Annotated in this window: 25 protein-coding genes; 11 read left to right on the top strand and 14 right to left on the bottom strand. The window is 59.3% G+C overall.

Features of this window, described 5'->3' with window-relative positions:
- Positions 1-121: 121 nt before the first annotated feature.
- Positions 122-2227, top strand: a complete 2106-nt coding sequence (locus tag M5B44_RS11810; RefSeq protein ID WP_248739253.1) for a molybdopterin oxidoreductase family protein — start codon at positions 122-124, stop codon at positions 2225-2227.
- A 97-nt stretch (positions 2228-2324) separates the two neighbouring features.
- Positions 2325-2666: a Grx4 family monothiol glutaredoxin gene (gene grxD, locus M5B44_RS11805; RefSeq protein WP_039765841.1), complete on the top strand. Its 342-nt coding sequence runs from the start codon at positions 2325-2327 to the stop codon at positions 2664-2666.
- Between the two features lie 106 nt (positions 2667-2772).
- Here the strand turns inward: grxD and bfr are convergent, their stop codons facing one another.
- Positions 2773-3249, bottom strand: coding sequence for a bacterioferritin (gene bfr, locus M5B44_RS11800; RefSeq protein WP_114885214.1), 477 nt, complete (start codon positions 3247-3249; stop codon positions 2773-2775).
- A 200-nt stretch (positions 3250-3449) separates the two neighbouring features.
- Positions 3450-3668 carry a bacterioferritin-associated ferredoxin gene (locus M5B44_RS11795; RefSeq protein ID WP_003227725.1) on the bottom strand — a complete coding sequence of 73 codons (219 nt, stop codon included), beginning with the start codon at positions 3666-3668 and terminating at the stop codon, positions 3450-3452.
- Between the two features lie 291 nt (positions 3669-3959).
- Here M5B44_RS11795 and M5B44_RS11790 point away from each other — a divergent pair, with 291 nt between their 5' ends.
- Positions 3960-4562, top strand: a complete 603-nt coding sequence (locus M5B44_RS11790; protein ID WP_007963972.1) for a peroxiredoxin — start codon at positions 3960-3962, stop codon at positions 4560-4562.
- A gap of 74 nt (positions 4563-4636) precedes the next feature.
- Here M5B44_RS11790 and rnt read toward each other — a convergent pair whose 3' ends face one another.
- Positions 4637-5311, bottom strand: a complete 675-nt coding sequence (rnt, locus tag M5B44_RS11785; RefSeq protein WP_085709496.1) for a ribonuclease T — start codon at positions 5309-5311, stop codon at positions 4637-4639.
- Positions 5308-6354, bottom strand: a complete 1047-nt coding sequence (pyrC, locus tag M5B44_RS11780) for a dihydroorotase (protein ID WP_047296199.1) — start codon at positions 6352-6354, stop codon at positions 5308-5310. Before pyrC ends, rnt begins: the two co-directional genes overlap by 4 nt.
- A 160-nt stretch (positions 6355-6514) precedes the next feature.
- Between pyrC and M5B44_RS11775 the strand changes: the two genes are divergently transcribed.
- Both M5B44_RS11775 and M5B44_RS11770 read left to right on the top strand, forming a co-directional pair.
- Complete coding sequence (locus tag M5B44_RS11775) at positions 6515-7423, top strand: flagellar protein MotY (RefSeq protein WP_248739252.1); 909 nt, start codon at positions 6515-6517, stop codon at positions 7421-7423.
- A gap of 129 nt (positions 7424-7552) precedes the next feature.
- Positions 7553-8770, top strand: a complete 1218-nt coding sequence (locus M5B44_RS11770; protein ID WP_007963976.1) for an argininosuccinate synthase — start codon at positions 7553-7555, stop codon at positions 8768-8770.
- A 184-nt stretch (positions 8771-8954) separates the two neighbouring features.
- Here M5B44_RS11770 and M5B44_RS11765 read toward each other — a convergent pair whose 3' ends face one another.
- Complete coding sequence (locus M5B44_RS11765; protein WP_248739251.1) at positions 8955-9512, bottom strand: hypothetical protein; 558 nt, start codon at positions 9510-9512, stop codon at positions 8955-8957.
- Between the two features lie 335 nt (positions 9513-9847).
- On the opposite strand from M5B44_RS11765, the gene M5B44_RS11760 reads away from it, so the two are divergent.
- On the top strand, positions 9848-10474 hold the full coding sequence (locus M5B44_RS11760; protein WP_085730184.1) for a response regulator transcription factor: 627 nt from the start codon (positions 9848-9850) through the stop codon (positions 10472-10474).
- Positions 10475-10561: 87 nt separating this feature from the next.
- On the opposite strand, the gene M5B44_RS11755 is transcribed toward M5B44_RS11760, so the two are convergent.
- The 8 genes from M5B44_RS11755 to metG form a co-directional block, all read right to left on the bottom strand.
- A complete protein-coding gene (locus M5B44_RS11755; protein WP_167443787.1) occupies positions 10562-10735 on the bottom strand; it encodes a PA3496 family putative envelope integrity protein in 174 nt (57 codons plus the stop codon).
- Positions 10736-10842: 107 nt separating this feature from the next.
- Positions 10843-11481, bottom strand: coding sequence for an endonuclease III (gene nth, locus M5B44_RS11750; protein ID WP_085709532.1), 639 nt, complete (start codon positions 11479-11481; stop codon positions 10843-10845).
- Complete coding sequence (locus M5B44_RS11745) at positions 11478-12059, bottom strand: Rnf-Nqr domain containing protein (RefSeq protein ID WP_248739250.1); 582 nt, start codon at positions 12057-12059, stop codon at positions 11478-11480. The genes nth and M5B44_RS11745 overlap by 4 nt, the downstream gene beginning before the upstream one ends.
- Positions 12056-12661 carry an RnfABCDGE type electron transport complex subunit G gene (locus M5B44_RS11740; RefSeq protein ID WP_248739249.1) on the bottom strand — a complete coding sequence of 202 codons (606 nt, stop codon included), beginning with the start codon at positions 12659-12661 and terminating at the stop codon, positions 12056-12058. Before M5B44_RS11740 ends, M5B44_RS11745 begins: the two co-directional genes overlap by 4 nt.
- The gene (locus M5B44_RS11735; RefSeq protein ID WP_248739248.1) at positions 12658-13641 is read right to left on the bottom strand and encodes an RnfABCDGE type electron transport complex subunit D; all 984 of its coding nucleotides are present in this window, start codon (positions 13639-13641) and stop codon (positions 12658-12660) included. Before M5B44_RS11735 ends, M5B44_RS11740 begins: the two co-directional genes overlap by 4 nt.
- Positions 13628-14848: an electron transport complex subunit RsxB gene (gene rsxB, locus M5B44_RS11730; RefSeq protein ID WP_248739247.1), complete on the bottom strand. Its 1221-nt coding sequence runs from the start codon at positions 14846-14848 to the stop codon at positions 13628-13630. Before rsxB ends, M5B44_RS11735 begins: the two co-directional genes overlap by 14 nt.
- Positions 14845-15414 (bottom strand): electron transport complex protein RnfA, encoded by a 570-nt coding sequence (locus M5B44_RS11725; RefSeq protein ID WP_248739246.1) that lies wholly within the window; start codon positions 15412-15414, stop codon positions 14845-14847. The genes rsxB and M5B44_RS11725 overlap by 4 nt, the downstream gene beginning before the upstream one ends.
- 131 nt (positions 15415-15545) lie before the next feature.
- Positions 15546-17597 carry a methionine--tRNA ligase gene (metG, locus tag M5B44_RS11720; RefSeq protein ID WP_248739245.1) on the bottom strand — a complete coding sequence of 684 codons (2052 nt, stop codon included), beginning with the start codon at positions 17595-17597 and terminating at the stop codon, positions 15546-15548.
- A 155-nt stretch (positions 17598-17752) separates the two neighbouring features.
- Between metG and apbC the strand changes: the two genes are divergently transcribed.
- Complete coding sequence (apbC, locus tag M5B44_RS11715; RefSeq protein WP_248739244.1) at positions 17753-18847, top strand: iron-sulfur cluster carrier protein ApbC; 1095 nt, start codon at positions 17753-17755, stop codon at positions 18845-18847.
- A gap of 68 nt (positions 18848-18915) precedes the next feature.
- Here apbC and M5B44_RS11710 read toward each other — a convergent pair whose 3' ends face one another.
- Positions 18916-19674 (bottom strand): SDR family oxidoreductase, encoded by a 759-nt coding sequence (locus M5B44_RS11710; protein ID WP_011335726.1) that lies wholly within the window; start codon positions 19672-19674, stop codon positions 18916-18918.
- 162 nt (positions 19675-19836) lie between these two features.
- On the opposite strand from M5B44_RS11710, the gene M5B44_RS11705 reads away from it, so the two are divergent.
- From M5B44_RS11705 to groL, 4 genes are all read left to right on the top strand, one after another.
- A complete protein-coding gene (locus tag M5B44_RS11705) occupies positions 19837-20568 on the top strand; it encodes a HugZ family protein (RefSeq protein ID WP_248739243.1) in 732 nt (243 codons plus the stop codon).
- A gap of 65 nt (positions 20569-20633) precedes the next feature.
- Positions 20634-21110: an FxsA family protein gene (locus tag M5B44_RS11700; RefSeq protein ID WP_248739242.1), complete on the top strand. Its 477-nt coding sequence runs from the start codon at positions 20634-20636 to the stop codon at positions 21108-21110.
- Positions 21111-21369: 259 nt separating this feature from the next.
- Positions 21370-21663: a co-chaperone GroES gene (locus M5B44_RS11695; protein ID WP_011335724.1), complete on the top strand. Its 294-nt coding sequence runs from the start codon at positions 21370-21372 to the stop codon at positions 21661-21663.
- Positions 21664-21714: 51 nt separating this feature from the next.
- Complete coding sequence (groL, locus tag M5B44_RS11690; RefSeq protein WP_248739241.1) at positions 21715-23361, top strand: chaperonin GroEL; 1647 nt, start codon at positions 21715-21717, stop codon at positions 23359-23361.
- Positions 23362-23421 lie beyond the last annotated feature (60 nt).

Genomic DNA, 23421 nt, shown 5'->3' with positions numbered 1-23421 from the left:
TCGGCTCGCCTGATAGTCGTCGATTCACAAGACGAACGTCGCTGGCGCCACGCCCGGCCACGCGCCATAGTTTTGTTCCCGCAGGCGTTATTGCCTGCCCAGAACAAGACAGAGACTGGCCATGACCAAGACTCTCCATCACCGTGCGTGCCACCTGTGCGAAGCCATTTGTGGCCTGAGCATCGAAACCACTGAAACCGACGGCCATGTGCAGATCACCTCGATCAAGGGTGACGCACTGGATACCTTCAGTCGCGGGCACATCTGCCCCAAGGCTGTGGCGCTGCAAGATATCCAGAGCGATCCGGATCGCCTGCGCCAACCCATACGTCGGGTCGGCAGTGAATGGTTACCGATCGGGTGGGAAGAGGCTTTTGAGCTGGTGGCTGAGAAGCTCTCGGCCATCCAGGCGCGTCATGGGCAGAACGCGGTTGCCGTGTATCAGGGCAATCCGAGCGTGCACAACTACGGGTTGATGACCCACAGCAATTACTTTCTGGGCCTGCTGAAAACCCGCAATCGTTACTCGGCCACTTCTGTCGACCAACTGCCCCATCACCTGACCAGCTATTTGATGTACGGCCACGGTTTGCTGCTGCCGATCCCGGACATCGATCACACCGACTTCATGCTGATCCTGGGCGGCAACCCGCTGGCGTCCAACGGCAGCATCATGACCGTGCCGGATGTGGAAAAGCGTCTGAAGGCGATTCAGGCCCGGGGCGGCAAAGTGGTGGTGGTCGATCCGCGGCGCAGCGAAACGGCGGCGATGGCCGATCAGCATCTGTTCGTGCGTCCGGGTGGCGATGCGGCGTTGCTGTTTGGCGTGCTCAATACGCTGTTCAGCGAAGGACTGACGTCGGACAGCCATCTGCCGGTGGACGGTCTCGACGACGTGCGCGCAGCGGTGGCGGCGTTCACGGCCGAAGCCATGAGCCCGTTGTGTGCCGTTCCCGCCGAACAGATCCGCCAACTGGCCCGGGACTTCGCCGCTGCACCAAGCGCCGTCTGCTACGGCCGGATGGGCGTTTCTACCCAGTCCTTCGGCACGCTGTGCCATTGGGTCGTGCAACTGATCAACCTGGTGACCGGCAATCTCGACCGGGTGGGCGGCGCTCTGTGCACCGAGCCGGCGGTGGATCTGGTGGCGTCCACCTCGGGCGGGCATTTCAACAAATGGCAAAGCCGTGTCTCGGGTCGCCCGGAGTACGGTGGTGAGCTGCCGGTCTCGGCGCTGGCCGAAGAGATGCTCACCGAAGGCGAGGGCCAGATTCGCGCATTGATCACCGTCGCTGGCAACCCGGTTCTGTCCACGCCCAATGGCCGGCAACTGGAGCAGGCGCTGGACGGGCTGGAGTTCATGGTCAGCGTCGACCTGTACATCAACGAAACCACGCGCTACGCGGACCTGATCCTGCCGTCCACCTCGGCGCTGGAGAACGATCACTACGACACCACGTTCAACCTGTTCGCGGTGCGCAACGTCACCCGTTTCAACCGGGCGATCCTCGCCAAACCCGAGGGCGCGTTGCATGACTGGGAAATCTTCGTCGGCCTGGCCAAGGCTTTTGCGGCGAAGACCGACAAGGAACTGAAGCCGACCATGCCGCCGGCGAAGATGATCGATATGGGCCTGCGCATGGGCCTGTATGGCGACGCCTCCGAGCACAAGTTGTCGCTGGCGACGCTGTTCGATCATCCGCACGGCGTTGATCTGGGGGCTCTGAAACCCAACCTGGCATCGCGATTGAAGACTGCCAATCAACGCGTTCAGGCAGCGCCGCCGGAGATTCTCGCCGACCTGGCGCGGTTCTCTGCCTTGCAGGCGCCGGCTGCCGGTGAACTGTTGATGATTGGTCGTCGTCACGTGCGCAGCAATAACTCTTGGATGCACAACTATCATCGACTGGTGAAGGGCAAGCCGCGTCATCAGTTGCTGATGAACCCGGAGGATCTTGCCAGTCGCGGGCTCACTGATGGCCAGCTTGTGCGCGTAAGCTCACGGGTCGGGCAGATCGAGGTCGAGGTGCTCGGCAGTGCGGACATGATGCCGGGCGTGGTCAGCCTGCCCCACGGCTGGGGCCATGCCCGACCGGGTGTGCAGATGGCGATTGCCAGCGGCCAGCCGGGCTCCAGCGCCAACGATCTGACCGATGAATGCCAGCTCGACGAGTTGTCGGGCAATGCGGCGCTCAACGGCGTGCCGGTGACGGTGGCGGCGGCTTGAGCATGTCTGTCGGGGAGACCGAGCAGCGCGCTCGGGATTCCGTTACAATGCGCCACCGTGCCGACCCATGAGTCGGAAAGTTCAGCCGAGGTGCTCCATGGATATCATCGAAACGATTAAAGAGCAGATTGCCAACAACACCATTCTGCTTTACATGAAAGGCTCGCCGAATGCCCCGCAGTGTGGCTTCTCCGCGAAAGCTGCGCAGGCTGTGATGGGCTGTGGCGAGAAGTTCGCCTACGTCGACATCCTGCAGAACCCGGAAATCCGTGCCAACCTGCCGAAGTACGCCAACTGGCCGACTTTCCCGCAGCTGTGGGTAGCCGGTGAACTGGTCGGCGGCAGCGACATCATGGCTGAAATGTTCGCCAACGGTGAACTGCAGACTCTGGTCAAGGAAGCATCCGCCAAGGCTGCTGCGGCCAAGTCCGAAGCCTGACCGGTTTCAGCCCGGATTTCGGCGAGTCTGAAGTCCGGGCAATAAAAAGCCCCGCCTCTCGAAAGAGGGCGGGGCTTTTTAATGTCTCGAGTTCAGCGCTTGCTGATTACTCGTCGTCACCCATCTGCGATTGCAGATAGTTCTCGAGACCGACTTTATCGATCAGGCCCAGTTGGGTTTCCAGCCAGTCGATGTGTTCTTCTTCGGATTCGAGAATGTCTTCAAGCAGTTCGCGGCTGCCGAAGTCGCCAACGGATTCGCAGTGAGCGATGGCGGCCTTCAGATCGGCGTGGCCGGTCTTCTCGATGCGCAGATCGCACTCCAGCATTTCCTTGGTGTGCTCGCCGATGTGCAGCTTGCCCAGGTCCTGCACGTTCGGCAGGCCTTCGAGGAACAGGATGCGCTTGATCAGCTTGTCCGCGTGCTTCATCTCGTCGATGGATTCGTGGTACTCGTGCTTGCCCAGCTTGTTCAGGCCCCAATCTTCATACATGCGCGCATGCAGGAAGTACTGATTGATCGCGACCAGCTCATTGGCAAGGATCTTGTTGAGATGCTGGATGACTGTTACGTCGCCTTTCATGATGGGAGTCCTGCCCTAAGTAGCGGTATATACGGCAGAGTTTGAGCTTGGTATTTATAAGTGTCAAACCTAAGTTATTGAATAATATATGAAAATTAATCGGAATAAGAATGTTTGTGTTCCGCGTCTAGTCGCTAAGCAATTGATTTGCAGGCATAAAAAAAACCGGACATTAGTCCGGTTCTTCGAATTGGGTGCAATTACGCTGCAGTAAATTCTACAGGGTAGGGGATCGCGGCCTGGGCGGTTTGCAGCTTGGTCAGGGTTTCGCGTACCACTTCCTTCGCGAGGCAGGCACATTTGCCGCATTGGCTGGCTACGCCGGTGGCCTGACGGACTTCTTTATAGCTGCAGCAACCTTCATAGATCGCTTCGCGGATCTGTCCGTCGGTGACGCCAGTGCAGAGGCAAACATACATAAGTGAGAACCGTCGCTGGTTGTGGCTCAATTGCGATGGATCTTAATGTTAACGAGAATGATTGTCAAAGTGCTTTCCCAACGGTTTTCATCGCCAACGGCTGTGACTGACGAACGGTGGTGAATGGCTGAATGCCAGCCGGGATTTCGCGAAAAACCTTTGAGGACAGTCGAAAAACGCAGTGTATGATGGTCGGCCCTTGCGAAGGGGGTTCGTGTCACAGGGCTGTCGCCTGAGGGTGACAGGCTGGCGCGGACCCTGAACTTCAAGTTTCTACACCAGGAGATATCAATGAGCGTACTCGTAGGCAAACAAGCCCCTGACTTCACCGTCCCGGCCGTACTCGGCAATGGCGAGATCGTTGACAGCTTCACCCTGTCCTCGGCCATCAAAGGCAAATACGGCCTGGTGTTCTTCTACCCGCTGGACTTCACCTTCGTCTGCCCGTCCGAGCTGATCGCTCTGGACAACCGCATGGCTGACTTCAAGGCGCGCAACGTAGAAGTGGTCGCTGTGTCGATCGACTCGCACTTCACCCACAACGCCTGGCGCAACACCCCGGTCAACAATGGCGGCATCGGCCAGGTGAAATACACCATGGCTGCCGACATGAAGCACGAAATCGCCAAGGCCTACGACGTTGAATCCGAAGGCGGCGTGGCTTTCCGTGGCGCGTTCCTGATCGACGACAAGGGCGTTGTCCGCTCGCAGATCATCAACGACCTGCCACTGGGCCGTAACATGGAAGAGCTGATCCGTCTGGTCGACGCTCTGCAATTCCACGAAGAGCACGGCGAAGTCTGCCCTGCCAACTGGAAAAAAGGCGACAAAGGCATGAACGCTTCGCCGGAAGGCGTTGCGGCTTACCTGACCGAGAACGCTGCTGCCCTGTAAGGCGCAACGTCGAGGTACAAAAAAACCGGCTCTTGAGCCGGTTTTTTCATGCGTGGGGTTTAACCCGACGACCATCAGTCGTCGAAGTCTTCCCAGCCGCCCATCTGCTTCCAGCGGTTGACGATGCCGCAGAACAGCTCGGCAGTCTTTTCGGTGTCGTAACGCGCGGAGTGCGCTTCACGGCCATCGAAATCGATGTCGGCTGCCTGACAGGCCTTGGCCAGTACGGTCTGACCGTACGCCAGACCCGCGAGGGTCGCGGTGTCGAAGCTGGAGAACGGGTGGAACGGATTGCGCTTCATGTCCAGCCGCGCGACGGCAGCGTTGAGGAAGCCCAGGTCGAAGCTGCTGTTGTGGCCGACCAGGATCGCCCGCTTGCAACCGTTGGCCTTCAAGGCCTTGCGCACGCCTCGGAAGATATCGGTCAGGGCCGTCTCTTCGCTGACCGCCATGCGCAACGGGTGATCGAGCTTGATTCCGGTGAACTCCAGCGCCGCCGCTTCGATGTTGGCGCCTTCGAACGGCTCGACACGGAAGAAGTAGGTGTGATCCGGGTAGACGAAACCCTTTTCATCCATGGCGATGGTGGTCGCGGCAATCTCCAGCAGAGCGTCGGTGGCCGAGTTGAAGCCTCCGGTTTCTACGTCGACGACAACCGGCAGGTAGCCGCGAAAGCGTGCTGCCATCGGATGGCGCGAACCGCCGCCACCTTGACCGTCCAGTTCGTCGTCGAAATGGTCTTCACTCACGCGTGTTCCTCCAGCAGGCGCCAGCGCAGTTTTTCACCGGCGCGCAGCGGGATAACGTTCAGCTCGCCGAAGGGCAGGCTGGTCGGGGCGGTCCATTCTTCACGAACCAGGGTGATACGGTCGGTGTTGGCCGGCAGACCGTAGAAGCGCGGGCCATTGAGGCTGGCGAAGGCTTCGAGCTTGTCCAGCGCATTGCGCTGCTCGAAGGCTTCGGCATACAGCTCGATGGCGGCGTACGCGGTGTAGCAGCCGGCACAGCCGCAGGCGGCTTCCTTGGCGTGCTGGGCGTGCGGCGCCGAGTCGGTGCCGAGGAAGAACTTCGCGCTGCCACTGGTGGCCGCGTCGAGCAGAGCTTCCTGATGCGTATTACGCTTGAGGATCGGCAGGCAATAGAAGTGCGGCCGGATCCCGCCCACCAGCATGTGGTTGCGGTTGTACAGCAGGTGATGCGCGGTGATGGTCGCGCCGACGTTGGCCGAAGCCTCGTTGACGAACTGCACGGCATCGCCGGTGGTGATGTGTTCGAACACGACCTTGAGCGTCGGGAAACGCTCGACCACGCGGCGCATGTGCTCGTCGATGAAGATTTTTTCGCGGTCGAACACGTCGACGTCGCCACGGGTGACTTCACCGTGGATCAACAGCGGCATGCCGACTTCGGCCATGGCTTCCAGCGCCGGGAAGATCTTGTCGATGCTGGTGACCCCGGAATCGGAGTTGGTGGTGGCGCCGGCCGGGTACAACTTGGCCGCGTGGACAAAACCGCTGGCCTTGGCTTCACGAATTTCTTCGGGCTGGGTACGGTCGGTGAGGTACAGCACCATCAACGGCTCGAAACGACTGCCGGCCGGGCGGGCAGCGAGAATCCGCTGGCGATAGCCGTCGGCTTCAGCGGCGTTGCGCACCGGAGGTACCAGGTTAGGCATGATGATGGCGCGACCAAAGGTGCGCGCAACATCTGCAACGGTATTGGTCAACACGGCACCATCGCGAAGATGAATGTGCCAGTCGTCGGGACGCAGCAGGGTCAGGCGGTCGGACATGAGGGGATTCCAGGCGGGTCAAACTGAGGCGAATGCTACCGGAAAAGACTCTTGCAGGCACTCGCTATCAAGTTTTGCGACGAGCGTCCGATATCCCATAGGTATGCCGTAAACATGTATGTATCGGTCTTTTTTGTTGTAGAAGCCAATGGAGCCTCCCGTGCGCCAGCGTTATTTAGCCTTGCTCAGTGTGTTTGCCAGTCTTCCCGCGATGGCACTGACCTACCAGACCCGTCTGGAGAACATTGAGTGGACGGTCGAAGGCGACAAGTTCGAATGCCGCCTGACGCAGCCGATCACCGATTTCGGCTCGGGCCAGTTCGTGCGCAAGGCCGGCGAGCAGGCGATCTTTCGCCTGAATGCCTACAACGCGATGCTGGGCGGTGGTTCGGCAACCTTGCTGGCGGCGGCAGCGCCCTGGCAGCCGGGACGCAATGACATCAACCTGGGCAGCGTCAGGATCGGCACCGGCAACGTGCTGTTCAACAGTTCGCAATCGCAGGCCGGCGGGTTGATCAGTGGTTTGCTGGAAGGTCGCAGCCCGGTGGTGCGACGTGCCTCCGGCGATGGGCGGGTCTCCGAAGTGCGCCTGCTGCCGGTCAAATTCAGCAAGGCGTTCAATGACTATCAGACCTGCGTGGCGAAACTGCTCCCGCAGAATTTCGATCAGGTCAAAAACTCGCAGGTCGGCTTTCCGGGCGAAGGCACCGATCTGGACGCCGCCGCGAAAGCCAAACTGCAAGTGATGCTCGAGTTCATGAAGGCCGATCCGACGGTCAATCACATTGAGCTCGATGGCTATTCTGACAACAGCGGCAATCGCCTGACCAATCGTGAGCTGTCGCGCCGTCGTGCGCTGGCGGTGGTCGATTTCTTCAAGGCCAACGGCATCGCCGAATCGCAGATCACCGTGCGTTTCCACGGCGAGCAATACCCGCTGGTACCGAACACCAACGCCGCCAACCGGGCGAAAAACCGGCGGGTCAGCGTGAAGCTGGCCCGGGTGGCACCGGTTGCCGCTCCAGCACCTCAAGCCAGTACGCCTGCCAACGCCGCGGCGACTTCCTGACCTGTCGGTCATCGTCGCGCTCTCGACAGATTCTGTCGCTTTGTCGTCTTAAGCTGTCGCGCCTCTGTAAATTATCGCGTTTGAGCGGTAGACTCCTCGGCTTTCCGTAGAACCCCGTGGAGTGATGGCATGGCGGACGTAAACAAGGTCGTTCTGGCGTATTCCGGCGGCCTGGACACTTCGGTGATCCTCAAGTGGCTGCAGGATACTTATAACTGTGAAGTCGTGACCTTCACCGCTGACCTGGGTCAGGGCGAAGAGGTCGAGCCGGCTCGCGCCAAGGCGCAGGCCATGGGCGTCAAAGAAATCTACATCGACGACCTGCGCGAAGAATTCGTGCGTGACTTCGTGTTCCCGATGTTCCGCGCCAACACCGTTTACGAAGGCGAGTACCTGCTGGGTACTTCCATCGCGCGTCCGCTGATCGCCAAGCGTCTGATCGAAATCGCCAACGAAACCGGCGCCGACGCCATTTCCCACGGCGCGACCGGCAAGGGCAACGATCAGGTACGTTTCGAACTGGGTGCCTACGCGCTCAAGCCAGGCGTAAAAGTGATCGCCCCTTGGCGCGAGTGGGACCTGCTGTCCCGCGAGAAGCTGATGGATTATGCCGAGAAGCACGCGATCCCGATCGAGCGTCACGGCAAGAAGAAATCCCCGTACTCGATGGACGCCAACCTGCTGCACATTTCCTATGAAGGCGGCGTGCTGGAAGACACCTGGACCGAGCACGAAGAAGACATGTGGCGCTGGACCGTCTCCCCGGAGAAGGCTCCCGACACCCCGCAATACCTGGAACTGACCTACCGCAACGGCGACATCGTCGCGCTGGACGGCGTCGAAATGACCCCGGCCACCGTACTGGCGACCCTGAACAAGATCGGTGGTCAACACGGTATCGGCCGTCTCGACATCGTTGAAAACCGTTACGTCGGCATGAAGTCCCGTGGCTGCTACGAAACCCCGGGCGGCACCATCATGCTGCGTGCTCACCGCGCCATTGAATCGATCACCCTGGACCGCGAAGTCGCTCACCTGAAAGACGAGTTGATGCCGAAGTACGCCAGCCTGATCTACACCGGCTACTGGTGGAGCCCTGAGCGTCTGATGCTGCAACAGATGATCGACGCCTCCCAGGTCAACGTGAACGGCGTCGTGCGCCTGAAACTGTACAAGGGCAACGTGATCGTGACCGGCCGCAAATCCGACGACTCGCTGTTCGACGCCAACATCGCGACCTTCGAAGAAGACGGCGGCGCTTACAACCAGGCCGACGCGGCGGGCTTCATCAAGCTCAATGCGCTGCGCATGCGGATTGCTGCCAACAAGGGCCGCAAGCTGTTCTGAGCCCCTCGGGCCTGATGTGAAATAGCGGCCTTGTCGTTGTGACAAGGCCGCTATGCTGGAAAACCCTTCTGTTTACCTGATCGTTGCCGATCAGCGTTTCCGAATTAATTGGCACTTTGTGCATCGCATTGATGTGCTTCGTGTATCCGCGCCTCAATTTAAACTTTTCCCAATACAGTGATGTTCAGCGATTGGACGTCGTAAATAATACAATGCGTCGTTCCCGTGGTTTTTTTCCTTGTTTTAGCGTTTTGGCGAAATTTTCTTTCGGTAAAATATCCGACATGTCGTCGGTTAAAACGAGGAGTATTCTTGGTAAGTTCTCACCGGGATGTGGGATTTTTTTCAATAACGTGTCGATTTTTGATTCGGTATTCGGTCCTCGAGTATCAATGATGCACAGCGTGTGCAGTGGTTTTGGTAGTTTTACGGTGTGTGATCCTGTATTCGATTGAACTGTAAGTTCGCCGAGAAAGTCAGGGGGTTGATCTTTGAAAGCCTTGAGAAAGTTCTTGTCGTTATCAAAGTCGGAGGGCGCATAAAGGGAGCGGTAGTTGAAGTTCAATGTGATGAAGAACAGGAATAGCAAATAGAATGGAAAGCTGATCAGAAACCAGATGTAGATTTCCCTTTCATCCTGGTCAAGGAAGGGCAAGGACACCGCCGCGGACGTTTCGGAGATGAATGCGAATATGGCAATGACACTGATGGGGTTGGTGATTTTTCTGTTGATCTTTAACATATCCTTTACTCATGAGTGTGATCGTTCTCGTCATGTTGGGTGGTTTGAATTGTTGTAGTTGGGAGAATGTGCTTCCCGGTATTTGGTGTTTATAGTAAAAAAGGCTGGATGGGTATAAGTATGTTGTTTCGGCTTTTTTTTCGTATTGAGTGCATCTTTTTCAAGGTTCGCTATCAAGCAGTCATGCCAGTGAGCCTTTTCTGTAGGATAAATCTTTATTGCCTGTAGGAAGTGTCTCTCGCTACTGATGCAAGGGAACTTCGCTATGCCATGGATGAAATGACTACGTTATTGTGCCGGTTCTAAAAATTCGAACAGCGAAACTGGACTTGCCCATGAATAAAGTGCTGATCGTGGATGATCATCCTGTCATTCGTCTTGCGGTGCGTATGCTGATGGAGCGTCATGGCTACGAAGTCATTGCAGAAACGGATAACGGAGTGGATGCATTACAACTGGCTCGTGACCAGATGCCCGATATCGTCATTCTGGATATCGGTATACCGAAACTCGATGGTCTGGAAGTGATTGCGCGGCTGACGACCAGCGCGATGCCCCTGAAAGTGCTGGTGCTGACCTCCCAGGCCCCGGGGCATTTTTCCATGCGTTGCATGCAGTCGGGGGCAGCAGGATATGTTTGCAAGCAACAGGATCTGACCGAACTGCTCAGCGCTATCAAGGCTGTGCTGTCCGGGTACAGTTATTTTCCGAATCAGGCGTTGCACACCGTACGCACCAGCCTGGGAAATGCCAGTGAAGCGGATATGGTCGATCGCCTTTCCGGGCGCGAGATGATGGTGTTGCAGCAACTGGCACGCGGCAAGACCAACAAGGAAATCGCCGATGGCATGTTTCTCAGCAACAAGACTGTCAGCACCTACAAGACACGGCTGTTGTTGAAGCTCAACGCGCGTTCGCTGGTGGATCTGATCGAACTGGCCCAGCGTAATGGCCTGGTCTGACCGCTTCAGTCGCTGACGGATCATGGGCAGATCGGCATCAGCATGCAGCAGAAACGAAAAAGCCTCCGTTGCGGAGGCTTTTAAATGTCAGAGATCAAAGTCGTAATCGGCCAATTGCTTTTGCAGTCGGCGTTCCTCAAGCATGTTATCGATGGTCCGGCGTTTGCTCAGGTTGGTCTTGGCGACCTCAACCACCGGTTCGTCGTCCGCATCCGCGACGAAATCGTCTTCTACGTCCACTTGCTCTTTGCTGGTGCTCATAAGGTTAACTCCAGGCTAAGACTGCCTTTGGCGCTCCTTATATCGACATTCCGGCAGATCGTAAAAAAGATTTTTTCAATCGCAATATCAATAATTCCAATAGGCGCTCAATCGTCCGAAGTTTTGGCCTTGTATTCGCACAAGTCTTCGATCCGACAGCTGCCACACCGCGGCTTGCGGGCCAGGCACACATAGCGACCGTGAAGAATGAGCCAGTGGTGTGAATCGAGCAGGTATTGCTTTGGCACAAACTTCATCAGTTTGTTTTCCACTTCGACCACATTCTTGCCAGGGGCAATGCCGGTGCGGTTGCTGACCCGGAAAATGTGGGTGTCCACCGCCATCGTCAACTGTCGGAACGCGGTATTGAGCACGACGTTGGCGGTCTTGCGGCCAACGCCGGGCAATGCCTCCAGCTCTTCGCGTGTCTGCGGGACTTCGCCATTGTGCAGCTCGACCAGCATGCGACAGGTTTCGATCACGTTTTTGGCCTTGCTGTTATAGAGGCCGATAGTCTTGATGTACTCGGACAATCCTTCGACGCCCAAGGCATGAATGGCGGCCGGTGTGTTGGCCACCGGGTAAAGCTTTGCCGTCGCCTTGTTCACCCCGACGTCGGTCGATTGGGCGGACAGAATCACCGCGATCAACAATTCGAAAGGCGAAGAGTAGGCGAGTTCGGTCTTGGGTTCGGGATTGTCCTCGTGAAACCGGCGGAAGATCTCCAGACGTTTTGCGGCATTCATGGGTGATGCGTTTCCTCGGGTGGGGCGGCGGGGCGAGTCCAGGCCTGACGGGCGCCCAGTAACAGCCCCAGCAATATGAAGGCGCCGGGAGCCAGCGTCGCGAAATGCAGGCCGTCGCCGAACAGAATCAAACCTTGCCAGTGATCCGACAGGTGATGGCCGATGCTGCCCTGACCGAGCAGCTCGCGCAACACCGCCAGCACGGTCATCAGTGCGATGAACAAGCCGCACAGTTTCAGGCGTCCTCGGGCTGGCAGTCGAAAGAATCCATTGTGTTCGAATATGACGCACTGCAAACCGATCAGCCCGACGTAAAGGCTGACCAGTTGATGCCACTGCACAGCGCTGCGTTGCAGCAGAATATCGGCGCACCCCGCCAGCGTCGCGGCCAGTACCAGGCTGACCGGTAACAGGCTCTCGCCGCTCAGACGTGCCCGCAGCGCTGCCATGCACACGCCGTACAGGCTCACCACAACAGCGAACATCAGCACAATCGCCAGCGCGCCCGCGACTGAGTCAGTGGCGCCGATCAACAGCACCAGCATCATTGAGTTCGACAGTGTCGCTGACGTGTTCATGGCGCGCTCCCGAGCAGGGTCGTCCGGTGATCATCGAAATAACGCAGGGCATCGTGGATGGCGTTGATGGCTGCGCGGGACGTGATGGTTGCACCAGCGATCTGGTCGAATTGTCCCTGATCCTTTTTCAGGGCCCATCCGGCATCGGTCGGTTGGCTGCCGGATTTACCGATAAACGCCTGCAACCAGCTATTTGGCCAGTCGCCAATATGTCCGCCCAGCGCCGGCGTTTCAGTTTGCTCCAGGGTTTTCACGCCGAGCAACCGGCCATTGGCATCGATGGCAATCAGCAATTCGATGGGACCCGCATAGCCCTCGCTCCGGGTGCGTAGCAGCACCGCCACCGGTTGACCAGACTTGGTCGCCCGATAACCACCCAGCAACTCGCTGTGGCTCAAGTGGGTGTCGGCCAGCTCCAGAGGTTGTTCCAGAGGCTGATTGTCGTACGCATCGACCGAAAGCACGTCCAGCAGTTTGCGACTTTCGAGCTGGCGCTGCTCGGCGGCGATGTGCGGTGCGTTACTGCGTTGCACAACACAGGTCACACTGACGCCTATCGTTGCCAGCAACGCCAGGGTTATCAAACTGTTCGTACGGTTCATGGTTTCACCTGCGTCTGACGAGCGACTGCAAGGCGTTCCAGCGCCGGCACGCACAGATTCATCAGCAATACCGCGAACGCCACACCATCCGGATAGCCGCCCCAGGTGCGAATCAGATAGGTCAGCAGGCCGACGCCCACGCCGAACAACAAGCGGGCGAGTGGACTTTTTGCACCGGAAACCGGCTCGGTGACGATGAAGAACGCGCCAAGCATGGTGGCGCCGCTCAGCAGATGAAACAGCGGTGAGCCATGGGAGTCGGAGCCCGAACCGTTCCAGCACAGCAGGCTGATGACGAACAGACTGGCGAGCATGCCAACCGGCGCCTGCCAGCCGATCACCCGACGCTGCAGCAGGAACAGCCCGCCGGCGAGGAATGCCAGGTTCGCCCATTCGACGCCGTGCCCGCCAAAGCGACCGAATGCCGGATTGCCGGCAAACAGTTCGTCCATGGTCAGGCTTTTGTTGATGCGCAGACTGTCCAGTGCAGTGGCCTGAACCCAGGCGTCCGGCTGCGTGCCCAGATTGAACACTTGGCCAAAAGCCGCCGTCAGATCCATCCCATGGGCAGGCCAATGAGTCATCGGCTGCGGGAACATCACCATCACCAAGGCAAAGCCGAGCATGGCCGGGTTGAAAGGGTTTCGGCCCACGCCGCCGTACAAGTGTTTGCCCAACAGCAGGCCTGAGGCGATCGCCGTGACCGTCAGCCACCACGGACAATAAGGCGGCAGTGCGATGGCCAGCAGCGTGGCGCTGACCACCGCGCTGCCATCGGTCAGGGTCGCTTGCAGCGGCTGCCGGCGCAGAGAGGTCACGGCGGCTTCGACGCTCAAGGCTGTGGCGACGGACAGGATCAGGTTGATCAACACGCCCCAGCCGTAAAACCAGAACAACGCCAACAACCCCGGCAATGTCGCCAGCAGAACCAGCTTCATCGCCTGTTGCAGGCGCTCGTCCCTGGTTTCAATGGATGACATGGGCTTCTACCTGCCGCTCCGCCTCTTGCAGGCGGGTGCGGGCCTTGTCGAGGACCTCGGCTGGCGTGCCGTCGCGTCGCTGCAATTTGTTCAGGTCGGCGCGCGCGTAGGCCAGTTCGGTTTTCAGCTGACGAAGCTGATTGTCGATCGGACGTTTCTCCACACGCACAAGGTCGGGGGCCGGTTGATCGCTGGCCGCTTCTGCAGCGTGCAGCGCTTGTTCAGCGTCACGCAGCGCTTGTTCGAGTACGGCGATCTGCTCTGGCGGAGCCTCTGCGGTCTGCGCCTTTTTCAGCTCGGCACGGCGCATCGCCAATTGGATTTTCGCTCGTTTCAGGTCTGCATCCTTTGCCGGTGCCGGTGCCGGTGCCGCTGGGGCAGGAATAGCCTGGCTTTCCAGTTTGGACAGGGCCTGTTCGGCGGCTTCGAATTGCTGCTGTAAAACGATCAGTTGCGACTGCTGTTCGAAGGTCGGCGGATGGCCGAAGGCTTTCAGCGATTTGTGCAACTGGGCGCGGCTCATCGCCACGTCGATCTTGGCCTTTTTCAGCGCGGCGTCGGCGGTTGCGGCTTTCTGCGCGCGCACCCGTTCCAGTGCTGCCTGCACCGGATCTAGCGTGGCGGACGCAACTTCAACCTGTGCCGCTCGCTGCGCCCGGGCCTCACGTTCGGCCTGCTTCTGCTGTTCTTCTTTTTGCAGCCGGGCATTACGCCGTTCGAAACGTTGGCGGGCGTGATCGCGCTTTTCGGTGCGTGCCTGTTGCTCTTCGAGGCTGGTGGCCAGGCCGCCCACCACTGGCAGCGTTCCGATCGGCAGCGGGTGCATCTCGATGCAATCCACCGGGCACGGCGCTACGCACAGGTCGCAACCGGTGCACTCGTCGATGATCACCGTGTGCATCAGTTTCGCCGCGCCGACGATGGCATCGATCGGGCAGGCCTGAATGCACTTGGTGCAGCCAATGCATTCGGCCTCGCGAATAAACGCCACTTGCGGCGGTGCGGTGCCACGGCTGATATCCAGTTCCAGCACCGGAATTTTCAGCAGTTCGGCCAGTGCCGCGATGGTTTCGTCGCCACCCGGCGGGCACTTGTTGATCGGCTCGCCGGTGGCGATGCCTTCAGCGTAGGGTTTGCATCCGGGATGGCCGCACTTGCCGCATTGGGTCTGCGGCAGCAGGGAATCGATGCGTTGAATCAGACTCATGTTTTGATCAGTCCACTGAATCCGAGAAAGGCCACGGCCAACAGTCCGGCGCCGATCAACTGGATCGGCAGGCCACGAAAGGGCAGGGGAATATCGTTGTCGGCTGTGCGTTCGCGCAAATCGCTGAACAGGCTCAGCACCAGCCAGAAACCCAGGCCGGCGCCCAGGCTCAGCGCCGCTGCATGAAACAGGCCTTTATCCGCTTGCGCGTTGATCAGCGTCAGCCCCAGCACACCGGCATTGCCCAGCAGCAGCGGCCACAAGCCGTCGAACGGCATATCGGGTCGCCATCGCGTCAGCAACTTCAGCAACGGCGCGATCAGCAGCACGCTCAGCGGCAGGAAGACAAACAGACGCAGGAATTCCAGTTGCAATGGCACCAGCAGCCAATGCCAGATCGCGTAACCCACCACACCGACAATCAGCATCAGACACAACGTCGCCAGCCCCAGCGCATGCACCTGACGACGATCACTGCCCAGCAGCGGATCGACGCCCAGCGGCCAGTGCAACACGAAGTTGTTGATCAGCGCAGCACTGAAGAGCGTAAGCACGAGTTCGGTCATGGTTCTGCCGGTGAGAGCGGGCGGGTGTCACTTAAGATTAGGCATTATCCGGCGGCCATGACGGGTGGGCCAGATATGAAAAATCCCACAGGCGCACGGGGGACGCCTGTGGGATCGGTCAGTGCAGAACCTTACTTGATGCGCTGACCCGGCTTGGCGCCGCTGTCCGGGCTCAGCAGGTAGATTTCTTCACCGCCAGGGCCGGCTGCCATCACCATGCCTTCGGAGATGCCGAACTTCATTTTCCGTGGCTTGAGGTTGGCGATCATCATGGTCAGACGACCGTCGAGTTTCGACGGGTCCGGGTAAGCGCTCTTGATTCCGGAGAACACGTTGCGTTGCTCGTCACCGATGTCCAGGGTCAGACGCAGCAGCTTGTCCGCGCCTTCCACGTGTTCGGCCTTGACGATCAGCGCCACGCGCAGGTCGACGGCGGCGAAAGTGTCGAAGTCGATTTCCGGCGACAGCGGATCCTTGGCCAGTTCGCCGTTGCCGGCAGGCGCGGCGTCGCCGGTGTCGGTCTGGCTGGCGGTCAGGTCTTCTTTCGAGGCGTCGGTCATGGCTTGCACTTTTACCGGGTCGATGCGGGTCATCAACGGTTTGAATTCGTTCAACTGGTGGTTGGCCAGCAGGGTGGTGTGGTCGTTCCAGGTCAGCGGGGCGACGTTGAGGAACGCCTCGGCATCGGCGGCCAACACTGGCAGCACCGGCTTGAGGAAGATCACCAACTGGCGGAACAGGTTGATCGCCGTGGCGCAGACCGCCTGGACTTCATCCTGCTTGCCTTCCTGCTTGTTCAGCGACCATGGCGCCTTGTCGGCGATCCAGGCGTTGGCGCGGTCGGCCAAAGCCATGGTTTCGCGCATGGCACGGGCGAAATCGCGGGCTTCATAGGCGTCGGCGATGCTTGGCGCAGCAGCCAGGAACGCTTCAGTCAGTTCCGGCGCGGCGTTGTTGTCCACCAGCAGGCCGGCGTTGCCCTTCTGGATGAAACCGGCGCAACGGCTGGCGATGTTGACGACTTTGCCGACCAGGTCGGAGTTGACCTTCTGCACGAAGTCTTCGAGGTTCAGGTCGAGGTCATCCACGCCACGGCCCAGTTTGGCCGCGTAGTAGTAGCGCAGGTATTCCGGCGACAAGTGATCCAGGTAGGTACGGGCCTTGATGAAGGTGCCGCGGGACTTGGACATCTTCTGACCGTTGACGGTCAGGTAGCCGTGCACGTTGATCCCGGTCGGCTTGCGGAAACCCGCGCCTTCGAGCATCGCCGGCCAGAACAGGGCGTGGAAGTTGACGATGTCCTTGCCGATGAAGTGGTACAGCTCGGCGGTGGAGTCCTTGCCCCAGAACGCGTCGAAGTCCAGCTCCGGCGTGCGGTTGCACAGGTTCTTGAAGCTGGCCATGTAGCCGATCGGCGCGTCCAGCCACACGTAGAAGTACTTGCCCGGCTCGCCCGGGATCTCGAAACCGAAGTACGGCGCATCGCGGGAGATGTCCCACTGTTGCAGGCCGGCGTCCAGCCATTCGGCGATCTTGTTGGCCACGGCGTCCTGCAGGGTGCCGCTGCGGGTCCAGGTCTGCAGCATCTGCTGGAAGTCCGGCAGCTTGAAGAAGAAGTGCTGGGAATCCTTGAGCACCGGAGTGGCGCCGGAGATTGCCGACTTCGGATCCTTCAGGTCGGTCGGCGCGTAGGTCGCGCCGCATTTTTCGCAGTTGTCGCCGTACTGGTCTTCGGTGCCGCATTTCGGGCAGGTGCCCTTGATGAAGCGGTCGGCCAGGAACATTTTCTTTTCCGGGTCGAAATACTGGGTGATCGAACGTTGGGCAATGTGCCCGGCGTCACGCAGCTTCAGGTAGATCTGGCTCGACAGCTCACGGTTTTCTTCGGCGTGAGTGGAGTGGAAGTTGTCGAAGTCCACCAGGAACTCGGCAAAGTCGGCGCTGTGTTCAGCCTGGACGTTGGCGATCAGTTGTTCCGGGGTGATGCCTTCTTTTTCCGCACGCAGCATGATCGCCGAACCGTGGGCGTCGTCGGCGCAAACATAAATGCACTGATTGCCGCGATGCTTCTGGAAGCGCACCCACATATCGGTCTGGATGTACTCCAGCATATGGCCAAGGTGGATCGAACCGTTGGCGTAGGGCAGGGCGCTGGTGACGAGAATCTTGCGTGGTTCGGACATGTGGGGCTTCGCTACTTGATGAAACGGAGGTCGGCCACTATAAAGCGCCGGGAAAGATATTTCACCCCTGCAAATCGTTGCCGGGCATGCCGTCCGGAGGACAGAAGGGGTAGGATACCCGCCATCTTTTCCCAGTCTTGTTATCGGAGTTGCCCATGAGCGCCGTCACTCGCGCAGCGGTGGAAGCCGTCCTCAGCCAATACACCGACCCTTACCTGAACCAGGACCCGGTCAGCGCCGGTTGCGTGCGCAACATCGAAATCGCCGGTGACCGCGTCAGCGTGCAGCTGGAAATCGGTTATGCCGCCGGTCTGTTCAAGAGCGGCTGGGCGCAATTGCTGCAACTGGCCATCGAAAACCTCGACGGCGTGGTGTCGGCCAAGGTCGAGGTCAACAGCGTGATCGCCGCGCACAAGGCCCAGGCGCAGATTCCGGGGCTGGCCAACGTCAAGAACGTGGTCGCCGTGGCGTCCGGCAAGGGCGGTGTGGGCAAATCCACCACCGCCGCCAACCTCGCGCTGGCACTGGCCCGTGAAGGCGCGAAGGTCGGGATTCTCGACGCCGATATCTACGGCCCGAGCCAGGGCATCATGTTCGGCATTCCCGAGGGCACCCGTCCGCAGGTCAAGGACCAGAAGTGGTTCGTGCCGCTGCAGGCCCATGGCGTGGAAGTGATGTCGATGGCGTTCCTGACCGACGACAACACGCCGATGGTCTGGCGCGGGCCGATGGTCTCCGGCGCGCTGCTGCAATTGGTCACGCAAACCGCCTGGGGCGACCTCGATTATCTGGTCATCGATATGCCGCCCGGCACTGGCGACATCCAGCTGACCCTGGCGCAGAAAGTCCCGGTGGCCGGTGCCGTGATTGTCACCACGCCGCAGGATCTGGCGCTGCTCGATGCGCGCAAAGGCGTGGAGATGTTCCGCAAGGTCAACATTCCGGTGCTGGGCGTGGTGGAAAACATGGCCGTACACATCTGCTCGAACTGCGGGCATGCCGAGCATCTGTTCGGTGAGGGCGGTGGCGAGAAGCTGGCGACCCAGTTCGGCGTCGAACTGCTGGCGTCGCTGCCGCTGTCGATGCTGATCCGCGAACAGGCCGATGGCGGCAAGCCGACAGTGATTTCCGAGCCGGACAGCCAGATCGCCATGGTCTATCAGGAACTGGCACGCCACGTCGGCGCGCGGATCGTGTTGCAGGAAGCGGCGTCGCCGGCGATGCCGAACATCACCATCAGCGACGATTGATGCCTGTGGTTTAAACAAAAACGCCCCGGTGCCAGTGCACCGGGGCGTTTTTCATTGCGCGACAGACGTCAGATGCGCAACCCGCCATCCATCTCCAGAATCCGGCCGGTGTAGTAGTCGTTCTCGAAGATGTACGCCGCCGAATGGGCGATCTCTTCCGGCTTGCCCATGCGCTTGAGCGGAATGCCCGAAGTCATTTTCTCCAGCGCTTCCGGCTTCATGCCCAGGGTCATTTCGGTTTCGATGAAGCCCGGTGCAATGCCCGCCACGCGGATGCCGTAGCGCGCCAGTTCCTTGGCCCAGGTCACGGTCGCTGCCGCCACACCGGCCTTGGCGGCGGAGTAGTTGGTCTGGCCGACGTTGCCGGCGCGGGAGATCGACGAGATGTTGATGATCGCGCCGCTGTTCTTCAGCTCGACCATTTTTGCAGCGACTTCACGGGTGCAGAGGAACACGCCGGTCAGGTTGACGTCGATCACCGCCTGCCACTGGGCCAGGCTCATCTTGGTCATTTCGCCGTCCTTGACCTTGAGCAGCAGGCCGTCGCGCAGGATCCCGGCGTTGTTGATCAGGCCGTGGATCGCGCCGAAGTCTTCGGCGACCTGGGCAACCATGTGTGTCACCTGTTCTTCGTTGGCGACGTTGCATAGATAGCTGCGGGCCTCGACGCCCTTGGCCTTGCAGGCCGCGACGGCGTCGTCGAGTTTTTCCTGGTTCAGGTCGACCAGTGCCAGCTTCGCGCCCTTGCCTGCGAAATACTCGGCCATCGAGCGGCCCAAGCCTTGGCAACCGCCAGTGATAATGATTACTTTGTCGTTGAGTTGCATTCGCATGTCCCCGAGAGCAGGTCAGAGTGGTGTCCTTTAGAGAGCCTCTCGATCTGCGCCTGACATGGCCCGGCTGCACATGAGAACTGCCCCTGTGGCGACTGATACTTATCCGTGTCGCCCGTCCGTTTTTTCGACGGATTCTATTTAAGGAGTCATAAATTGAGCGTTGAAGCGGCTAAGAATGCCCGAGAATTGCTTCTCAAGGAATACCGTGGCGTGCTGTCGACCCACTCCAAATCAATGCCCGGTTTTCCGTTTGGCTCCGTCGTTCCCTACTGCCTGGACGAGCAGGGCCGGCCGCTGATCCTGATCAGCCGCATCGCCCAGCACACCCACAACCTGCAGAAAGATCCGAAATGTTCGCTGCTGGTGGGTGAGCGCGAGGCTGACGATGTGCAAGCCGTTGGTCGCCTGACCTATCTGGCGGAAGCGGAAAAACTCGAAGACGCAGCCGCCATCGAAGCCGCCGCCGAGCGTTACTACCGCTATTTCCCTGATTCGCAGAATTACCACAAGGCCCACGATTTCGATTTCTGGGTGCTCAAGCCCGTGCGTCATCGTTACATCGGCGGTTTCGGCGCGATCCACTGGGTCGATCACCTGACCCTGGCCAACCCGTTCGCCGGCAAGGCCGAAATCAGCATGGTCGAGCACATGAACAGCGACCACGCCAAGGCCATCGCGCATTACGTCGACCTCGCCGGGCTGCCGAAAAACGTACCGGCACAAATGGCCGGGATTGACACCGAAGGCATGCACCTGCGCATCGGTCAGGCGCTGTACTGGCTGCCGTTTCAAGCGCCTTGTCATACGCCGATACAAGTGCGCGAAGCCTTGGTTTCTCTGGCTCACGCCGAGATCTGGCCAAAAAATGCGGTGGCCGACGCTTGAATTCACGAAAGGGCGACGTCATCTAAGGCTTACTGCAAGGCATTTCTTGCGTTGAGGAAACTTTGATGCGCCCTTTTTTGTTGCTCTTTCTGCTGTTCCCGGTGTTGGAGCTGTTCGTATTCGTCAAAGTGGCAGGCTCGATCGGATTTTTCCCGGCCCTGCTTCTGATCATTCTCGGCTCGATGTTCGGCGTATTCGTGCTGCGTATCGCCGGACTGGCCACCGCCCTGCGTGCCCGTGAAAGCCTGAACCGCGGCGAACTGCCTGCGCAGACCATGCTCGAAGGCCTGATGCTGGCCCTGGCCGGTGGCCTGCTGATCCTGCCGGGTTTCATCAGCGACGTGGTCGGTCTGGTGCTGCTGTTGCCGTTCAGCCGTCGCCTGTTCGCCAACAAGATGCGCCAGCGCGCCGAAGAACAGGCCATGCGTCAGCGTGCGTTCGCCGATGACCTGCAACCTCGCGGCGGTCCCGCACCGCGCCAGCCTCTGGGCCGCGAAGGCGATGTGATCGAAGGCGAGTTCGAACACCGCGACACCAAGTAACTTCTGCACTCACACGGCACCTTCGGGTGCCGTGTTCGTTTATGGCCGTGCACATGACGAGCCGCGATGAAAAAATTTTAGGCCTGCCCTTGTAATAAGCTTATGCGCCCTTATGTATCGGTCACCGAAAGGTTTCCGGTATTTGAACCGGACAGACTTCCGCGGTTCGCTCGACGAGCCGCAACCGGCGCAGGCCGGATTCGTTAAACCCGCCGGGACTACACCGGCCGATGAAAACCACAATTAGGAGAGATCGACAATGAAGCTTCGTCCTCTGCATGACCGCGTCGTCATCCGTCGCAGCGAAGAAGAAAAGAAAACCGCTGGCGGTATCGTCCTGCCAGGTTCGGCTGCTGAAAAAGCCAACCACGGTGAGATTCTGGCTGTAGGCCCGGGCAAGGCACTGGAAAGCGGTGAAGTGCGCGCACTGTCCGTGAAAGTGGGCGACAAGGTTGTGTTCGGTCCGTACTCCGGCAGCAACACCGTGAAAGTCGACGGCGAAGACCTGCTGGTAATGAGCGAGAACGAAATCCTCGCCGTTATCGAAGGCTGATTACCCCCGTTCATTTTCCCGCTACTACAAAGTATTTAAGGAATATCGATCATGGCTGCTAAAGAAGTTAAATTCGGCGATTCCGCCCGCAAGAAAATGCTGGTTGGCGTAAACGTCCTGGCTGACGCGGTAAAAGCGACCCTGGGCCCGAAAGGCCGTAACGTGATCCTCGAGAAGAGCTTCGGCGCTCCGACCATCACCAAGGACGGCGTTTCCGTTGCCAAGGAAATCGAGCTGGAAGACCGTTTCGAAAACATGGGCGCGCAGCTGGTCAAAGACGTTGCCTCCCGTGCCAACGATGACGCTGGTGACGGTACTACCACCGCTACCGTTCTGGCTCAGTCGATCGTCAACGAAGGCCTGAAAGCCGTCGCTGCCGGCATGAACCCGATGGACCTGAAGCGCGGTATCGACAAAGCGACCATCGCTGTCGTTGCCGAGCTGAAAAAGCTGTCCGCACCATGCACCGACACCAAAGCGATCGCTCAGGTTGGCACCATCTCCGCCAACTCCGACAACTCCATCGGCGACATCATTGCCGAAGCCATGGAAAAAGTCGGTAAAGAAGGCGTGATCACCGTTGAAGAAGGCTCGGGCCTGGAAAACGAACTGTCGGTTGTAGAAGGCATGCAGTTCGACCGTGGCTACCTGTCCCCGTACTTCGTCAACAAGCCGGAAACCATGGTTGCCGAGCTGGAAGGCGCGCTGATCCTGCTGGTCGACAAGAAGATCTCGAACATCCGCGAAATGCTGCCAGTGCTGGAAGCCGTTGCCAAAGCCGGCCGTCCACTGCTGATCGTTGCCGAAGACGTTGAAGGCGAAGCCCTGGCGACTCTGGTTGTGAACAACATGCGTGGCATCGTCAAAGTCGCAGCCGTCAAGGCTCCAGGCTTCGGCGACCGTCGCAAGGCCATGCTGCAGGACATCGCCGTTCTGACCGGCGGTACCGTTATCTCCGAAGAGATCGGCCTGAGCCTGGAAAGCACCACCCTGGAACACCTGGGCAGCGCCAAGCGCGTGACCCTGTCCAAGGAAAACACCATCATCGTTGACGGTGCCGGCGTTGAAGGCGACATCCAGGCGCGTATCGCTCAGATCCGTGCCCAGGTTGCCGAAACTTCCTCGGACTACGACCGTGAAAAACTGCAAGAGCGTCTGGCCAAGCTGTCCGGCGGCGTTGCAGTGATCAAGGTTGGCGCCGGTTCCGAAGTTGAAATGAAAGAGAAGAAAGCCCGCGTTGAAGACGCCCTGCACGCAACCCGCGCAGCCGTTGAAGAAGGCGTGGTACCTGGCGGTGGCGTTGCGCTGATCCGCGCTCTGAACGCGATCATCAACCTGAAAGGCGACAACGCCGACCAGGACGTAGGTATCGCTGTTCTGCGTCGCGCCGTTGAAGCTCCGCTGCGTCAGATCGCTGCCAACAGCGGCGACGAGCCAAGCGTTGTGGTCAACGAAGTCAAGAACGGCAAAGGTAACTTCGGTTACAACGCTGCGACTGGCGAGTACGGCGACATGATCGAAATGGGCATCCTGGACCCAACCAAGGTAACCCGTTCCGCTCTGCAAGCTGCATCGTCGATCGGCGGTCTGATCCTGACCACCGAAGCCGCTGTTGCTGACGCACCGAAGAAAGAAGGTGCAGTAGGCGGCGGTATGCCGGACATGGGCGGCATGGGTGGTATGGGTATGGGCATGTAAGCCAGCCTTAACCGCGAAAGAAAAACCCCGCCTGCTCATCGCAGGCGGGGTTTTTTAATG

Origin of the sequence: Pseudomonas sp. MWU12-2029, assembly GCF_023242425.1 — a bacterium.
Lineage (GTDB): Bacteria > Pseudomonadota > Gammaproteobacteria > Pseudomonadales > Pseudomonadaceae > Aquipseudomonas > Aquipseudomonas kribbensis.
The sequence above is the reverse complement of the archived record's forward strand: the minus strand, read 5'-3'. Positions and strand labels throughout refer to the sequence as shown.

Excerpts from the sequence above, each read along its gene's own strand:
- M5B44_RS11810 (WP_248739253.1), top strand. The coding sequence starts at position 122 with ATGACCAAGACTCTCCATCACCGTGCGTGCCACCTGTGCGAAGCCATT.
- metG (WP_248739245.1), bottom strand. The coding sequence starts at position 17,597 with ATGTCCGAACCACGCAAGATTCTCGTCACCAGCGCCCTGCCCTACGCC.
- bfr (WP_114885214.1), bottom strand. The coding sequence starts at position 3,249 with ATGAAAGGCGACGTAACAGTCATCCAGCATCTCAACAAGATCCTTGCC.
- M5B44_RS11795 (WP_003227725.1), bottom strand. The coding sequence starts at position 3,668 with ATGTATGTTTGCCTCTGCACTGGCGTCACCGACGGACAGATCCGCGAA.
- M5B44_RS11695 (WP_011335724.1), top strand. The coding sequence starts at position 21,370 with ATGAAGCTTCGTCCTCTGCATGACCGCGTCGTCATCCGTCGCAGCGAA.
- M5B44_RS11765 (WP_248739251.1), bottom strand. The coding sequence starts at position 9,512 with ATGTTAAAGATCAACAGAAAAATCACCAACCCCATCAGTGTCATTGCC.
- M5B44_RS11755 (WP_167443787.1), bottom strand. The coding sequence starts at position 10,735 with ATGAGCACCAGCAAAGAGCAAGTGGACGTAGAAGACGATTTCGTCGCG.
- M5B44_RS11790 (WP_007963972.1), top strand. The coding sequence starts at position 3,960 with ATGAGCGTACTCGTAGGCAAACAAGCCCCTGACTTCACCGTCCCGGCC.
- groL (WP_248739241.1), top strand. The coding sequence starts at position 21,715 with ATGGCTGCTAAAGAAGTTAAATTCGGCGATTCCGCCCGCAAGAAAATG.
- apbC (WP_248739244.1), top strand. The coding sequence starts at position 17,753 with ATGAGCGCCGTCACTCGCGCAGCGGTGGAAGCCGTCCTCAGCCAATAC.
- M5B44_RS11760 (WP_085730184.1), top strand. The coding sequence starts at position 9,848 with ATGAATAAAGTGCTGATCGTGGATGATCATCCTGTCATTCGTCTTGCG.
- M5B44_RS11710 (WP_011335726.1), bottom strand. The coding sequence starts at position 19,674 with ATGCAACTCAACGACAAAGTAATCATTATCACTGGCGGTTGCCAAGGC.
- grxD (WP_039765841.1), top strand. The coding sequence starts at position 2,325 with ATGGATATCATCGAAACGATTAAAGAGCAGATTGCCAACAACACCATT.
- M5B44_RS11735 (WP_248739248.1), bottom strand. The coding sequence starts at position 13,641 with ATGTCATCCATTGAAACCAGGGACGAGCGCCTGCAACAGGCGATGAAG.
- M5B44_RS11740 (WP_248739249.1), bottom strand. The coding sequence starts at position 12,661 with ATGAACCGTACGAACAGTTTGATAACCCTGGCGTTGCTGGCAACGATA.
- M5B44_RS11770 (WP_007963976.1), top strand. The coding sequence starts at position 7,553 with ATGGCGGACGTAAACAAGGTCGTTCTGGCGTATTCCGGCGGCCTGGAC.
- M5B44_RS11745 (WP_248739250.1), bottom strand. The coding sequence starts at position 12,059 with ATGAACACGTCAGCGACACTGTCGAACTCAATGATGCTGGTGCTGTTG.
- nth (WP_085709532.1), bottom strand. The coding sequence starts at position 11,481 with ATGAATGCCGCAAAACGTCTGGAGATCTTCCGCCGGTTTCACGAGGAC.
- M5B44_RS11725 (WP_248739246.1), bottom strand. The coding sequence starts at position 15,414 with ATGACCGAACTCGTGCTTACGCTCTTCAGTGCTGCGCTGATCAACAAC.
- rsxB (WP_248739247.1), bottom strand. The coding sequence starts at position 14,848 with ATGAGTCTGATTCAACGCATCGATTCCCTGCTGCCGCAGACCCAATGC.
- M5B44_RS11700 (WP_248739242.1), top strand. The coding sequence starts at position 20,634 with ATGCGCCCTTTTTTGTTGCTCTTTCTGCTGTTCCCGGTGTTGGAGCTG.
- pyrC (WP_047296199.1), bottom strand. The coding sequence starts at position 6,354 with ATGTCCGACCGCCTGACCCTGCTGCGTCCCGACGACTGGCACATTCAT.